12 protein-coding genes are annotated in these 12,739 nt (G+C 66.1%); 4 read left to right on the top strand and 8 right to left on the bottom strand.

The genetic code is table 11. The features are described 5' to 3' along the window. Window positions 1–35 precede the first annotated feature (35 nt). The 7 genes from ACZ9CK_RS08530 to ACZ9CK_RS08500 all read right to left on the bottom strand — a co-directional run bounded on the left by ACZ9CK_RS08530 (window position 36) and on the right by ACZ9CK_RS08500 (window position 6,210). Window positions 36–962, bottom strand: a complete 927-nt coding sequence (locus ACZ9CK_RS08530) for a DUF5655 domain-containing protein (RefSeq protein WP_426297478.1) — start codon at window positions 960–962, stop codon at window positions 36–38. A 102-nt stretch (window positions 963–1,064) separates the two neighbouring features. Next, a complete protein-coding gene (locus tag ACZ9CK_RS08525) occupies window positions 1,065–1,397 on the bottom strand; it encodes a metal-sulfur cluster assembly factor (protein ID WP_426297476.1) in 333 nt (110 codons plus the stop codon). Between the two features lie 13 nt (window positions 1,398–1,410). Beyond that, window positions 1,411–2,196 (bottom strand): Fe-S cluster assembly ATPase SufC, encoded by a 786-nt coding sequence (sufC, locus tag ACZ9CK_RS08520; RefSeq protein ID WP_426297474.1) that lies wholly within the window; start codon window positions 2,194–2,196, stop codon window positions 1,411–1,413. A 43-nt stretch (window positions 2,197–2,239) separates the two neighbouring features. After that, window positions 2,240–2,596, bottom strand: coding sequence for a non-heme iron oxygenase ferredoxin subunit (locus ACZ9CK_RS08515; protein WP_426297472.1), 357 nt, complete (start codon window positions 2,594–2,596; stop codon window positions 2,240–2,242). Window positions 2,597–2,618: 22 nt separating this feature from the next. Next, a complete protein-coding gene (sufD, locus tag ACZ9CK_RS08510) occupies window positions 2,619–3,920 on the bottom strand; it encodes a Fe-S cluster assembly protein SufD (protein ID WP_426297470.1) in 1,302 nt (433 codons plus the stop codon). Window positions 3,921–3,922: 2 nt separating this feature from the next. Continuing rightward, window positions 3,923–5,386 (bottom strand): Fe-S cluster assembly protein SufB, encoded by a 1,464-nt coding sequence (gene sufB, locus ACZ9CK_RS08505; RefSeq protein ID WP_426297468.1) that lies wholly within the window; start codon window positions 5,384–5,386, stop codon window positions 3,923–3,925. After that, a complete protein-coding gene (locus ACZ9CK_RS08500) occupies window positions 5,386–6,210 on the bottom strand; it encodes a helix-turn-helix transcriptional regulator (protein ID WP_426297466.1) in 825 nt (274 codons plus the stop codon). Before ACZ9CK_RS08500 ends, sufB begins: the two co-directional genes overlap by 1 nt. Window positions 6,211–6,342: 132 nt before the next feature. Between ACZ9CK_RS08500 and ACZ9CK_RS08495 the strand changes: the two genes are divergently transcribed. From ACZ9CK_RS08495 to ACZ9CK_RS08485, 3 genes are read left to right on the top strand one after another with little or no spacing between them, the layout of a single operon-like run. After that, on the top strand, window positions 6,343–7,317 hold the full coding sequence (locus ACZ9CK_RS08495) for an ABC transporter ATP-binding protein (protein ID WP_476049748.1): 975 nt from the start codon (window positions 6,343–6,345) through the stop codon (window positions 7,315–7,317). Beyond that, on the top strand, window positions 7,314–8,102 hold the full coding sequence (locus tag ACZ9CK_RS08490) for an ABC transporter permease (protein ID WP_426297462.1): 789 nt from the start codon (window positions 7,314–7,316) through the stop codon (window positions 8,100–8,102). Before ACZ9CK_RS08495 ends, ACZ9CK_RS08490 begins: the two co-directional genes overlap by 4 nt. A 7-nt stretch (window positions 8,103–8,109) precedes the next feature. Beyond that, window positions 8,110–9,054: a COX15/CtaA family protein gene (locus ACZ9CK_RS08485; protein ID WP_476049747.1), complete on the top strand. Its 945-nt coding sequence runs from the start codon at window positions 8,110–8,112 to the stop codon at window positions 9,052–9,054. A 139-nt stretch (window positions 9,055–9,193) separates the two neighbouring features. Here ACZ9CK_RS08485 and ACZ9CK_RS08480 read toward each other — a convergent pair whose 3' ends face one another. After that, entirely contained in the window at window positions 9,194–10,156 is a 963-nt protein-coding gene (locus ACZ9CK_RS08480; protein WP_476049746.1) for a heme o synthase, read from the bottom strand. Window positions 10,157–10,604: 448 nt separating this feature from the next. Here ACZ9CK_RS08480 and tkt point away from each other — a divergent pair, with 448 nt between their 5' ends. Further along, entirely contained in the window at window positions 10,605–12,722 is a 2,118-nt protein-coding gene (gene tkt / locus ACZ9CK_RS08475; protein WP_426297456.1) for a transketolase, read from the top strand. Window positions 12,723–12,739 lie beyond the last annotated feature (17 nt).

Genomic DNA, 12,739 nt, shown 5'->3' with positions numbered 1-12,739 from the left:
GCCGCAAATGTCGGGCCCGGCGCTCCCGGCTCGGCTTACGCCCGCGCGGGCCGGAGGTGTTCCTGGCACCCCACCGCGTAGGCCTCCCGTAGCCACGCCGCAAGTTCGGCGTCGACCTCGGAAGGATCGGTCAGGCGGACGGTGTGGATGTGCGTGTATGGCGTCAACGATTCGATCTTGTGGAACCGTGGAGATTCGGCCCTCCGTGTGAGCCAGAAGTCCACATCGAGCCAGCGCTTCCTGGGCCGCGCCCCGCAAAACCGGACCCTGACCATGAAGGCAATGCGATCCGCGTAAGGCACCAGCGTGACCGGGCCGAAGGTCTCAACGGTCCGGCGCACAAGGGTGAAGAGTTCCCGGGTGGTGTCCGGCATGCCGAGGAACGCCTCTTCCAGGGAGTTGTCGACGCACGAGTGGTACATGTTCCGCGTGACAAAGCTGCGGCCGCAGGAGGGACATTTCCACAGTTCCCTGCCCGTGCGCGTGCCCGGCGGCGGGACTGTCCGCCCGAGCACCTGCGCCACGATCTGCCCGGCCCTCCGCTCCCTCGACCCGGGAGTCCTTGCGCCTTCGAGGAAGCGGACCAGCTCCCGCCGCTGGGAGGCTGGAAGGAGGTCCCAGGCCGCTTCGGCACCGGCAGCCGCTCCGAGGGCGCTGGCCAGGTCGGAAGGAGTATCGGACCCTTGCGGGCCGAGGGGCTGTACTTCGAGGGAGACGGTGTCGCCGAGGCGCACCCCTGCGGCCCCGCGGACCCCGCCGGGAAGGTACAGAATGTGCCCGCCAGCCCCCACCGGCACCAGCGTGGCGTGGAATTCGGCGGCCGATTCCGCACCGGCGAGCCGCGCACTCACCCGGATGCGTCCGGCGTCGGCAAAGGGCAGTAATTCCTTGCTGACCGTATCCGGAACCCCGACGAGGGAATTTTGCCCGCGCTGTTCCACCAGTGCATTGAAGTGGACCATGCACCCATTATCGCCCGGGATGGTTGCGATCGACGGGGGTACGACGACGGCCGGCCACCTTTCGGTGGCCGGCCGTCGTTACCAGCAGGATCTGCCGGGGGATCAGATGTTGAAGCCGAGGGCCCGCATCTGGTCCTTGCCGTCGTCGGTGATCCGCTCGGGACCCCATGGCGGCATCCAGACCCAGTTCAGGCGCCAGTCGTCCACGACGCCGTCGAGGGCTTTGCCGACCTGTTCCTCGAGGACATCGGTCAGCGGGCAGGCCGCCGTGGTGAGTGTCATGTCAATGAGCAGGGCACCGTCCTCGTCGGAGTACTTCAGACCGTAGAGCAGCCCAAGGTCAACGACATTGACGCCCAGCTCGGGGTCGATGACGTCCTTGAGCGCTTCCTCGACATCCTCGAGGCTCGTGCGCGCCGCTTTGATTTCGGTCATAAGGTGATCCTAACTAGGCCTGAACGGCAGGCGCAACGGCGACGCCTGCGCCGTCGACGTAGCGGTCGTAGCCTTCTTCTTCGAGGCGGTCGGCCAGTTCCGGGCCGCCCTCTTCCACAACCTTGCCGTCGACGAAGACGTGGACGAAGTCCGGCTTGATGTAGCGCAGGATGCGGGTGTAGTGGGTAATGAGCAAGGTGCCCATGTTGCCCGTCGAGTGTGCACGGTTGACGCCTTCGGAGACGACCTTCAGGGCGTCGACGTCGAGGCCGGAGTCGGTCTCGTCGAGGACAGCGAACTTCGGCTTGAAGAGCTCAAGCTGCAGGATCTCCACACGCTTCTTTTCGCCGCCGGAGAAGCCTTCGTTGACGTTGCGCTGGGCGAAGTCGGCGTCGATGCGCAGTTCCTGCATGGCGGCCTTGACGTCCTTGGTCCAGGTGCGCAGGGCGGGGGCTTCGCCGTCGATCGCGGTCTTGGCGGTGCGCAGGAAGTTCGTCATGGTGACGCCCGGAACTTCCACGGGGTACTGCATGGCCAGGAAGACGCCGGCGCGGGCTCGCTCGTCGACGCTCATCTCCAGGACGTTTTCGCCGTCCAGGGTGATGCTGCCGCTGGTCACGGTGTAGCGCGGGTGGCCGGCAATCGTGGAGGCAAGGGTGGACTTGCCCGAACCGTTCGGACCCATGATCGCGTGGGTCTCGCCGGTCTTGATGGTCAGGCTGACGCCCTTCAGGATCTCTTTGGTGCCCTGCTCAGTCTCGATGCTGACGTGCAGGTCCTTGATCTCAAGAGTTGACATGCTCTTCTTTCTTTCGTTCGTAAAGTCTCAGATACCGGGGCGCTCAGTAGTGGTGTACCGGGGCGCCGTTCACAACGTTGCTCACGTCCACGTAGACGTCGTCGCCGTCGAAACTGACGGCGAAGACGGGGACGGGATCGTAGGCAGGAAGCTGGAGCGGTTCTCCGCTGCGCAGGTCGAACTGGGAACCGTGGCCCCAGCATTCGATGGCGCAACCTTCGATTTCTCCCTCGGCGAGGGAGATATCCGCGTGCGAGCAGGTGTCCCCGATGGCGTGTATTTCGCCCATCGAGTCCTTCACGATGGCTACCGGGTAGTCGCCGATGAGGATACGCAGCGCCTGCTTGACCTGGATGTCGTTGGCGTTGCACACCAGCTCGCCCTGGGGCAATTCACTCATGGTCCGTTCCTGCCTGGCCGGTCTAGTTCTCGACCGCGGAGAGTTCGCGCTCGACGGCGTCCGTCAGGCGCTCTTCCAGGGCAGGAACCTTGATCTTCTGGATGATTTCGTTGAGGAAGCCACGCACCACGAGGCGCCGCGCAATATCTTCGGGGATGCCGCGTGCCATGAGGTAGAACAGGTGCTCGTCGTCGAAGCGGCCCGTGGCGCTGGCGTGGCCAGCACCCTCGATGAGCCCGGTTTCGATTTCGAGGTTCGGCACGGAGTCCGCGCGGCAGCCGTCGGTCAGCACCAGGTTCTGGTTCTTCTCGTAGCTGTCGGTGCCCTCGGCCTGCTTCTGGATCAGGACGTCGCCGACCCACACGGTGTGGGCGTCCCTGCCCTGCAGCGCGCCCTTGTACAGGACGTTGGACTTGCAGTTCGGCTGCGAGTGGTCAACGAAAGTGCGGTGCTCAAGGTGCTGGCCGGCGTCGGCGTAGTACAGGCCGAAGAGTTCGACCTCACCGCCGGGGGCGGCAAAGCGGGCCGTCGGAGTCACACGCACGACGTTGCCGCCGAGGCTGACTACGATGTGCTTGAACTTGGCGTCGCGGCCGATCTTGGCCTGCTGCGAGGAAGCATGGACGGAATCGTCGTTCCATTCCTGCAGGGAGACGACCGTGAGTTCGGCGCCGTCTTCGAGGACGATTTCAACGTTCTCGGACACCACCGCCGTACCCTCGTGGCCGAGGACAACCATGGCCTTGGAGAACTTCTCGGCAACAATCACCACGTGCTGGGCGGAAGCCTCGGAGCCCTGGCCGGCCAGGACCACGGTGACTTCGTTTTCAAGAGTGGTCTCGGCCGAAACCGTGATGACGGTGGCTTCCTTAAAGTTGGCCCAGGCGTTGGCCGAGACCCGGTCTTCGGGGATGCCCGCGGAACCGACGCGCTTGTCGTCGCGGCCCACGGTCTCGACCGTGACGCCGTCGGGCGCGGTCACGCTGACGGCCGGGGCGGCACCGGTGAGGGCCTCCGTGTGGAGTCCGCGCAGGCGGCGCAGCGGGGTGAAGCGCCAGTCTTCTTCCAGGCCGGTCAGTGCCTTGAAGTCCTCAAGCGTGTAGGAGGTCAGGCGCCCGGCGCGCGAGCTGTCCGGGACGCCGACTCCGCCGCCATGCGAGTGGCCCTTGGCGGAGCTGCCGGCGAGCGGACCGGACGACGGCGCCGCGACGGTGCCGTCTGCGTTGATCGGCGAGAGGTTCTCGCCTTCCTCGGTGAACCCGTTGATGAACGGCTGGGCGGAGGGCGCGCCGATGCGCGCCTTTTCAGTAGTGGTCTCAGTCATCGTTAACCGACGGATCCTTCCATCTGCAGTTCAATCAGGCGGTTCAGCTCGAGAGCGTATTCCATGGGCAATTCGCGGGCGATCGGCTCGATGAAGCCGCGCACGATCATCGCCATGGCCTCGTCCTCGGGCAGGCCGCGGGACATCAGATAGAAGAGCTGCTCTTCGCTGACGCGGGAAACGGTTGCCTCGTGGCCAAGCACAACGTCATCCTCGCGGATGTCGATGTACGGGTAGGTGTCCGAGCGGGAAATGGTGTCCACCAGGAGGGCGTCGCAGCGCACGGTGTTGGCCGAGTGCTTTGCGCCTTCACGGATCTGGACCAGGCCGCGGTAGGCGGCGCGGCCGCCGCCGCGGGCCACCGACTTGGAGATGATGGAGCTCTTCGTGTTCGGAGCGATGTGGACCATCTTGGAGCCGGTGTCCTGGTGCTGGCCCTCGCCGGCGAAGGCGATGGACAGGGTTTCGCCCTTGGCGTGCTCGCCCACCAGGTACACGGCCGGGTACTTCATGGTCACCTTGGAGCCGATGTTGCCGTCGATCCATTCCATGGTGGCGCCTTCTTCGCAGATGGCGCGCTTGGTGACCAGGTTGTACACGTTGGTGGACCAGTTTTGGATGGTCGTGTAGCGGACGCGGGCGCCCTTCTTCACGATGATCTCGACGACGGCCGAGTGCAGGGAGTCCGAAGTGTAGATCGGCGCGGTGCAGCCTTCGATGTAGTGGACGTAGGAGTCCTCGTCGGCGATGATCAGGGTGCGCTCGAACTGGCCCATGTTTTCCGTGTTGATGCGGAAGTAGGCCTGGAGCGGGATTTCCACGTGGACGCCCTTGGGCACGTACACGAAGGAACCGCCGGACCACACGGCAGTGTTCAGGGAGGCGAACTTGTTGTCGCCCACCGGAATGACGGTGCCGAAGTATTCCTGGAAGATTTCCGGGTGTTCCTTCAGGGCGGTGTCGGTGTCGAGGAAGATCACGCCCTGCTTCTCCAGGTCCTCACGGATCTGGTGGTACACGACCTCGGATTCGTACTGGGCGGCGACGCCGGCCACCAGGCGGTTGCGTTCGGCTTCCGGGATGCCCAGCTTCTCGTAGGTGTTGCGGATGTCCTCGGGCAGGTCTTCCCAGGAAGCGGCCTGCTTCTCGGTGGAACGCACGAAGTACTTGATGTTGTCGAAGTCGATGCCGGAGAGGTCCGCACCCCAGGTGGGCATGGGCTTCCGGTCGAAGTACTTCAGGCCCTTCAGGCGCAGGTCGAGCATCCATTCCGGTTCGCTCTTCTTTGCCGAGATATCGCGGACGACCTCTTCGTCCAGGCCACGGCGTGCGTTTGCACCGACATCGTTCTTGTCGGCCCAGCCGTACTCGTAGTTGCCGATGCCATGCAGCTCGGGATTCTTTTCCAGAATCTCCGAGATCACAGTGCCGTCAGCTACCGCTTTCTCCGCTATTTGGTCCGTCATTACGGCCTTCCTTGCTGATTGTTTGATTCTTCACGGGGCGCGACCCGGCCTTCGGGAGAAATAGTGTTCTCCTTCACGGCGGGCCTGCCGGTAGGTATATGGGTGGTGCAGACGTGTCCGCCCCGGGCGAGGGTGGAAAGCCTGCGGACGTCGACGCCGATCAGCCGGGAAAAAACGTTGGTTTCAGCGTCGCAGAATTCGGGGAAGTCGGCCGCCAGGTGCTGGATCGGGCAGTGTCCCTGGCACAGCTGCACACTCGACAGGGATGCGGGCAGCGGGGCCTTGCTTTCAATGGAAGCTGCCGAGGCGACGTATCCGTCGCGGCTCAGGGCTTTGGACAGGGCCATGGCGCGGGCGGTGATGTCGCTGCCGGCCGAATCGATCTCAGGGGCGTAGCGCTGTTCCATGTCCGCGAAGCGCTCGACGGCGAAGTCCCGCACGGCGTCGTTGCCGGCCAGTTCCTTCAGTCGGCGCAGCGCGGTGCCTGCGATGTTGAGGTAGTCGTCGCCGATCTTCGACTGGCCCTGGGAGCTCAGCACGTAGCGGCGTGCGGGACGGCCTGCGCCTGCCCCGGCTTTGGCAACCCGCTTCACCTCGATGACGCCGGAGCGTTCCAGGTGGTCGAGGTGGCGGCGGACCGCTGCGGGCGTGAAGCCAAGAAGCTCCCCAAGCTCGGCCGCACTGACAGGGCCGTGCTCCAGCACAGCGTTCAATACGCGGTCGCGCGTCCGGTCCTCCGAATCGGCGACGACGGAGGCAGCGGCCGGCGGCACCGCGACGGCGGTGCTGTGCCGCTTCGCGGGCACAGAAACAGAGCTGCTCATGGAATACACAACACAATCATGTCGTAATCTAATCCCCGCATCCAGTAAGGCAAGGCTGACCTGACGCCGGGGGGCCAGGGCGGCACCTGCACACTTGGAGCCGCCAGCTACTACTTCCCGTAGAATACTCTGGTGCGTTCCCCCGAATCCCCCGTCCTCTCGATTGAAGGACTCATCAAGGACGTCGGCCCGCTGGCCGCCCTTGACGGCAAGATGCTGCGGGTGGTCAACGGCGTCAGCCTGCATGCCGGGCGCGGGCAGGTCACCGCGCTTCTCGGTGCAAACGGTGCCGGCAAGACCACCACCCTCGAGTGCGCCCAAGGCCTCCAGAAGAGGTCCGGCGGCAGCATCCGCCTCCTGGGCGAAGACCCGGACCTGGCCGGAGCTGCCTTGCGTTCCCGCGTCGGCGTGATGCTGCAGGACGGCGGCCTTCCGCCGTCGGCCCGTCCGCTACCTCTGCTGCGCCACATCGCCGGGATGTACGCGAATCCGCTTCCGGTCGACCAGCTCGTGGAGCGGCTCGGGATCGATTCGTTCAGCCGCAGCAGCGTGCGGCGCCTTTCCGGCGGCCAGAAGCAACGCCTGGCCCTGGCGGCCGCGCTGGTCGGCAACCCGGAGGTGCTGTTCCTCGACGAGCCAAGCGCCGGACTTGATCCGCAGTCGCGCCAGATCGTCTTCGAACTCATCGCCGAACTGCGCGATTCCGGGATGGGCATCATCCTCACCACCCACCTCATGGACGACGCGCAGCGCCTGGCAGACTACGTCTACATCATCGACGCCGGCCACAACGTTGCCGAAGGAACGGTCGCCGAACTCCTGCAGCACGGCGAGCCCGGCAAGGACGGCATCGCCGAACGCACCCTGTCCTTCGACGCACCGGCGGGGCTGGACCTCCGCTCCGCGCTCGGCGCCCTGGGCGAGGGACTTGCACTTGCCGAGGACCGCGCCGGCACCTACACGGTCACGGGCGCTCTCGCCCCGGAGCATCTGGCACGGTTGACGGCCTGGTGGGCGGAGATGGGGATCATGCCGGCCTCGCTGCGGCTTGAGGCGCGCAGCCTCGAGGACGTTTTCCTGGACATCTCGGGAAGGGACATCCGATGAGCACCACTCCCGCCGACGGACTGGCGACCGCAGGGCGCACACCGTCGGCCCCGGCCCCCCTGCTCCGGCGGATCCTGCTCCAGGGAAAGTACGAAACCCTCGCCATGGTCCGCAACGGGGAGCAGCTGATCCTCGCAGTGATCCTGCCGCTCCTCGCGCTGTTCGGCCTGACTGTCACTCCGCTGCTCGACGGACTCGGGGCCCCCCGCGTGGACATCGCAGTGCCCGGCATCCTCGCCTTGTGCGCCATGTCCACCGCCTTCACCGGGCAGGGCATCGCCACCGGCTTCGACCGCCGCTACGGTGTCCTGCGCTTCCTTTCCACGACTCCCCTCGGCCGCACCGGACTCATTGCCGGCAAGATCCTGGCCGTGCTCGCCGTCCTGTCACTGCAGCTTGCGGTGGTCGGGGTGGTCGGAGCGGCCCTTGGCTGGCACCCGCGCCCCGAGGGCTGGCTGCCGGGTTTGACGATGCTCGTTCTGGGCGCCGCCGCTTTCACCGCACTGGGCCTGCTGGTTGCCGGGACCGTGCGTCCGGAGGCAACGCTTGCCATCACCAACCTGTTGTGGATCCTCCTCGGCGCCCTGGGCGGCATCGTGGTTCCGGCGGTGCGACTGCCCGCTGTCGCCAGCAACCTCGCCCACTTCCTGCCTTCAGGCGCCCTGGGCGAGGCCATGCGGGAAGCCTTCCTGCACGGCAGCTTCGCCCTGCCCCAATTGTTCGTCCTGCTGCTCTGGACCGTGGTGCCGGGCGCCGCGGCCGTCCGCTGGTTCAAATGGAATTGAGAGAACTGTGAACACGGCTTCCCGCCTCCCCGACATCATCCAGCGGCTTGCCGCCAGGCTCCCGCACCAGGTGGACAACACCGTGCGCAGGCTGGCCATGCTCTCGCTGGTGGGCCAGACCATCCTCGTGGTGACCGGCGGCGCCGTCCGCCTCACGTCTTCCGGGCTTGGCTGCCCAACGTGGCCGCGCTGCACCCATGATTCCCTGGTCAACACCCCCGAGATGGGCATCCACGGCTTCATCGAGTTCGGCAACCGCATGCTCACCTTCGCGCTTGCTGCCGTCGCCGCACTCATGCTGGTGTACCTGTGGAACCTGCGCAAGGAACGCCGGGACCTGTTCGTGCTCGCGCTGGGGCTGCTTGCCAGCATCCCGGCCCAGGCGATCATCGGCGGCATCACGGTCCTCACCCGGCTCAACCCCTGGGTGGTCGGCCTGCACTTCCTGGTCTCCATGGCCCTCGTGGTCCTTGCGACCCTGCTGGTGAACCGGGCCTACGGGCGCACCGGCCGCTTCATGGACCGCAGCCTCGCGGCACTTCCGGCGGTGACCCGCCCGGTGATGAACGCCGTCGCACTCTTCTCCGCCGCCGCCGTCATGCTTGGCGTTGCGGTTACGGGCGCCGGTCCGCATGCGGGCGACGCCAATGCCCCCCGCAATGACCTCGACTGGGACCTGGTCAGCCATATCCATGCCGTGCCCGCCTACCTGGTCACCGCAGGGACCGCCTTCGCAGTCTTCCTGGTCCTCCGCAAGGGCATCACGGGACAATTCCGCACCGCGGTGTTCCTGCTGCTCGGAGTCACCGTGCTGCAGGCCGTCATCGGCTTCACCCAGTATTACAACGGGATTCCGGCCCTCCTGGTCGGCGCGCACATGCTCGGCGCGGCGCTGCTCATGGCGGCATCCACCAACGCCGCCGACCTGGCAGGCTGCAGCCCGCGCAGCTAGCGCCCCCGCAGCCAGCCCCGGGGGCCTCGACCACCAAGGCCCGGGCCCCAAACGGAAGCGCCACCCGCCGTCCTCTACGGACTGCGGGTGGCGCTTCTTGGTATCAGCCGGAAAAGCCGGCGGGAACTTCCGCGGCGGCTCAGCCGCCCAACAGCGGACCGCCGACGAACGGGTCCACGGCCAAGGCGATAAACAGAAGGGTCAGGTAGCTGATGGAGCCGTGGAAGACCTTCATGGCGCCCTTGTTGGACACTTCGCCCTTCTGGGCGCGTTCGTACAGGGCGTGGGATTCGTACAGGAACCAGGCGCCCGCCAGGACGGCTGCAATGGTGTACACCCAGCCGGCGCCGCCCAGCGGAACCATCAGCAGCGAGCAGGCCACCATGGCCCAGGCGTAGAGCACCACCTGCACGGAAACCACCTTGGCTCCGGCGATCGCGCCGAGCATGGGGACGTTCGCCTTGCGGTAGTCCTCGCCGTAACGCATGGACAGCGGCCAGTAGTGCGGCGGCGTCCACAGGAAAATGACCATGAAAAGTACGACGGCGGGCCACCCCACCGTGTTCGTCACGGCGGACCAGGCGATAAGCACGGGGAAGCAGCCGGCGGCGCCGCCCCACACGATGTTCTGCGCGGTGCGGCGCTTGAGGATCATGGTGTAGATGACGACGTAGAAGACGATGGCGGCGAGGCCGAGCCAGGCGGACAGCGGGTTGGCGCCGAACCAGAGGATGGCGATAGCCGCCGCGCCAAGGATCCAGCCGAACACCAGCGCCTCGCGGGGTGAGACCTCGCCCGTGACCAGGGGCCGGTTTTCGGTGCGGTGCATCAGTTTGTCGATGTCGCGGTCGATGTAGCAGTTGAAGACCCCGGCACTGCCGGCGGCGAACGCACCGCCGACGAGGGTCGCCAGGATCAGGCCAATCGACGGGAAGCCGCGCTGGGCGAAGATCATGGTGGGCAGGGTGCTCACCAGCAGGAGCTCGATGACCCGGGGCTTGGTCAGTGCCAGATACGCCTTGAACTTCCGCGAAAAACCGCTTTTCTGGATGGCGGCAGAGGCATCGAGGTTGGTATCGCTTGTGCTCACGGTGGCAGTCACTCTGTTCTGTAGCTCTTGGTGTTCCCGCGGGGCAGCAACCGCGCCGTTCCCTGCAAATCAATTCCGGGGACCGGGGTTGCGCATGCCGCTGGCGGCCTCCGAATATCATACCGTGGCCCGGATGCACAGAAGGCACCTGCGAAACACGCATGTTTCGGAATCTTCACCCCCTCCTGGGCGCCATGGTGATTCATAAATCGGAATTTTGCGGACAAATTTCGGGAATCCCACCAACAGGCCCGTTGTCTCGGGCTAAGCTGTCAGCAGATCAGCTCGTGCAGCCTTCTGAGAAAACGCATTCTCAGAAGCCAGGGTCTGGATGATAGATCAACGATTCAATGGTGAACGGCTGGTGGACACCTCGCAGCGGGCACCGTTTCCTGCTCCGCGTCTGCTGTTCACCCCCGCCGCCGTCAGCACAGAGAGGGGCTCGGTTTACGTGCCACATTTGGAAGAGCAAGAACTGACTTGGACCAGCCTGGACCAGCGTGCAGTGGACACCGTGCGTGTCCTGGCTGCCGACGCCGTTGAGAAGGTCGGTAACGGCCACCCCGGTACGGCAATGAGCCTGGCACCGGCGGCATACCTGCTGTTCCAGAAACTGATGCGCCATGACCCGAAGAACCCGGACTGGATCGGCCGCGACCGTTTCGTCCTCTCCCCGGGCCACACTTCCCTGACCCTGTACATCCAGCTGTTCCTCTCCGGCTACGGCCTGGAACTGAAGGACCTTGAGGCGCTGCGCACCTGGGGTTCGCTGACCCCCGGCCACCCGGAGTACAAGCACACCGCAGGTGTGGAGATCACCACCGGCCCGCTGGGCCAGGGCCTGGCCTCCTCGGTCGGTTTCGCCTACTCGCAGCGCCGCCAGCGCGGCCTGTTCGACGCCGATGCTCCCGCCGGCGAGTCCCCCTTCGACCACACCATCTGGGTCATCGCCTCCGACGGCGACCTGCAGGAAGGCGTGACCTCCGAGGCATCCTCGCTGGCCGGCCACCAGGAACTGGGCAACCTCGTCGTCATCTACGACGAGAACCACATCTCCATCGAAGACGACACCGACATCGCCTTCACCGAGGATGTCCTGAAGCGCTACGAAGCCTACGGCTGGCACACCCAGCGCGTGGACTGGACCAAGACCGGCGACTACGTCGAGGACGTCCAGGAACTCTACTCCGCGCTGCTGGCGGCGAAGGCCGAGACCTCCAAGCCGTCCATCATTTCGCTGCGCACCATCATCGGCTACCCGGCCCCCAAGAAGCAGAACACCGGCAAGATCCACGGTTCGGCCCTGGGCGCCGAAGAAGTTGCCGCGCTGAAGAACGTGCTGGGCTTCGACCCCGCCAAGTCCTTCCAGGTGGACGAGGACGTCCTGGCCCACGCCCGCCAGCTTGTCGAGCGCGGTGCCGCTGCCCGGACCGAGTGGCAGGCGTCCTTCGAGGAATGGCAGTCCGCCAACCCGGAGAAGGCCGCCCTGCTGGAGCGCATCGAGGCCAAGAAGCTTCCGGCCGAACTCGACGCCGCGCTGCCGGTCTTCGAAGCCGGCAAGGACGTTTCCACCCGCGCCGCCTCCGGCAAGGTCCTGAACGCGATCGGCCCGGTGCTGCCGGAACTGTGGGGCGGTTCGGCCGACCTTGCCGAGTCCAACAACACCACGATCGAAGGCTCGCCCTCCTTCATCCCGGCGTCCCGCTCCACCGACGCCTGGACCGGCAACCCCTACGGCCGGGTCCTGCACTTCGGCATCCGCGAGCACGCCGCCGCGTCGATCGTGAACGGCATCTCCCTGCACGGACGCACCCGCGCGTTCTCGGGGACCTTCCTGATCTTCTCCGACTACCAGCGCCCCGCGATCCGCCTCGGCGCGCTCATGGGCGTGCCGTCCCTGTACGTGTGGACGCATGACTCCATCGGCCTGGGCGAAGACGGCCCCACCCACCAGCCGGTGGAGCAGCTCGCCTCGCTGCGCGCCATCCCGGGCCTGGACGTCGTCCGCCCCGGTGACGCCAACGAAGTCGCCGCAGCGTGGAAGGCCATGCTGGAGAACCACGAAAACCCGGCGGGCATCGTGCTGACCCGCCAGAACATCCCCACCTACGCCCGCGGCACCGGTGAGGCGGAGGGCGATACCTTCGCTTCCACGGCCGGTGTTGCCAAGGGTGCGTACGTGCTGGCCGAGGCGTCCAAGGACGGTGCCACCGTCCCGGCGGATGTCATCCTGATCGCCACCGGTTCCGAGGTCCAGCTGGCCGTGGCGGCCCGCGAGAACCTCCAGGCCGAAGGCATCGCCGCACGCGTCGTTTCCGTGCCCTGCGTGGAATGGTTCAAGAAGCAGGACCCGGCCTACCGCGAATCCGTCCTCCCGGCAGCCGTGAAGGCCCGCGTCTCCGTCGAGGCCGGCCTGGCCCTGGGCTGGTCCGAGTTCGTCGGCGACGCCGGGCGCTCCATCAGCCTTGAACACTACGGCGCCTCCGCCGACTACAAGCGCCTCTTCAACGAGTTCGGCATCACTGCCGACGCCGTCACCGCGGCGGCCAAAGACTCCCTCGCCGGCCTCTCGGCCTGATTTCCAAGGAGAAACAC

Source organism: Arthrobacter sp. TE26545, assembly GCF_056279005.1.
Note: the sequence above shows the minus strand (reverse complement) of the source record. Positions and strands in the feature narration are given on the sequence as shown.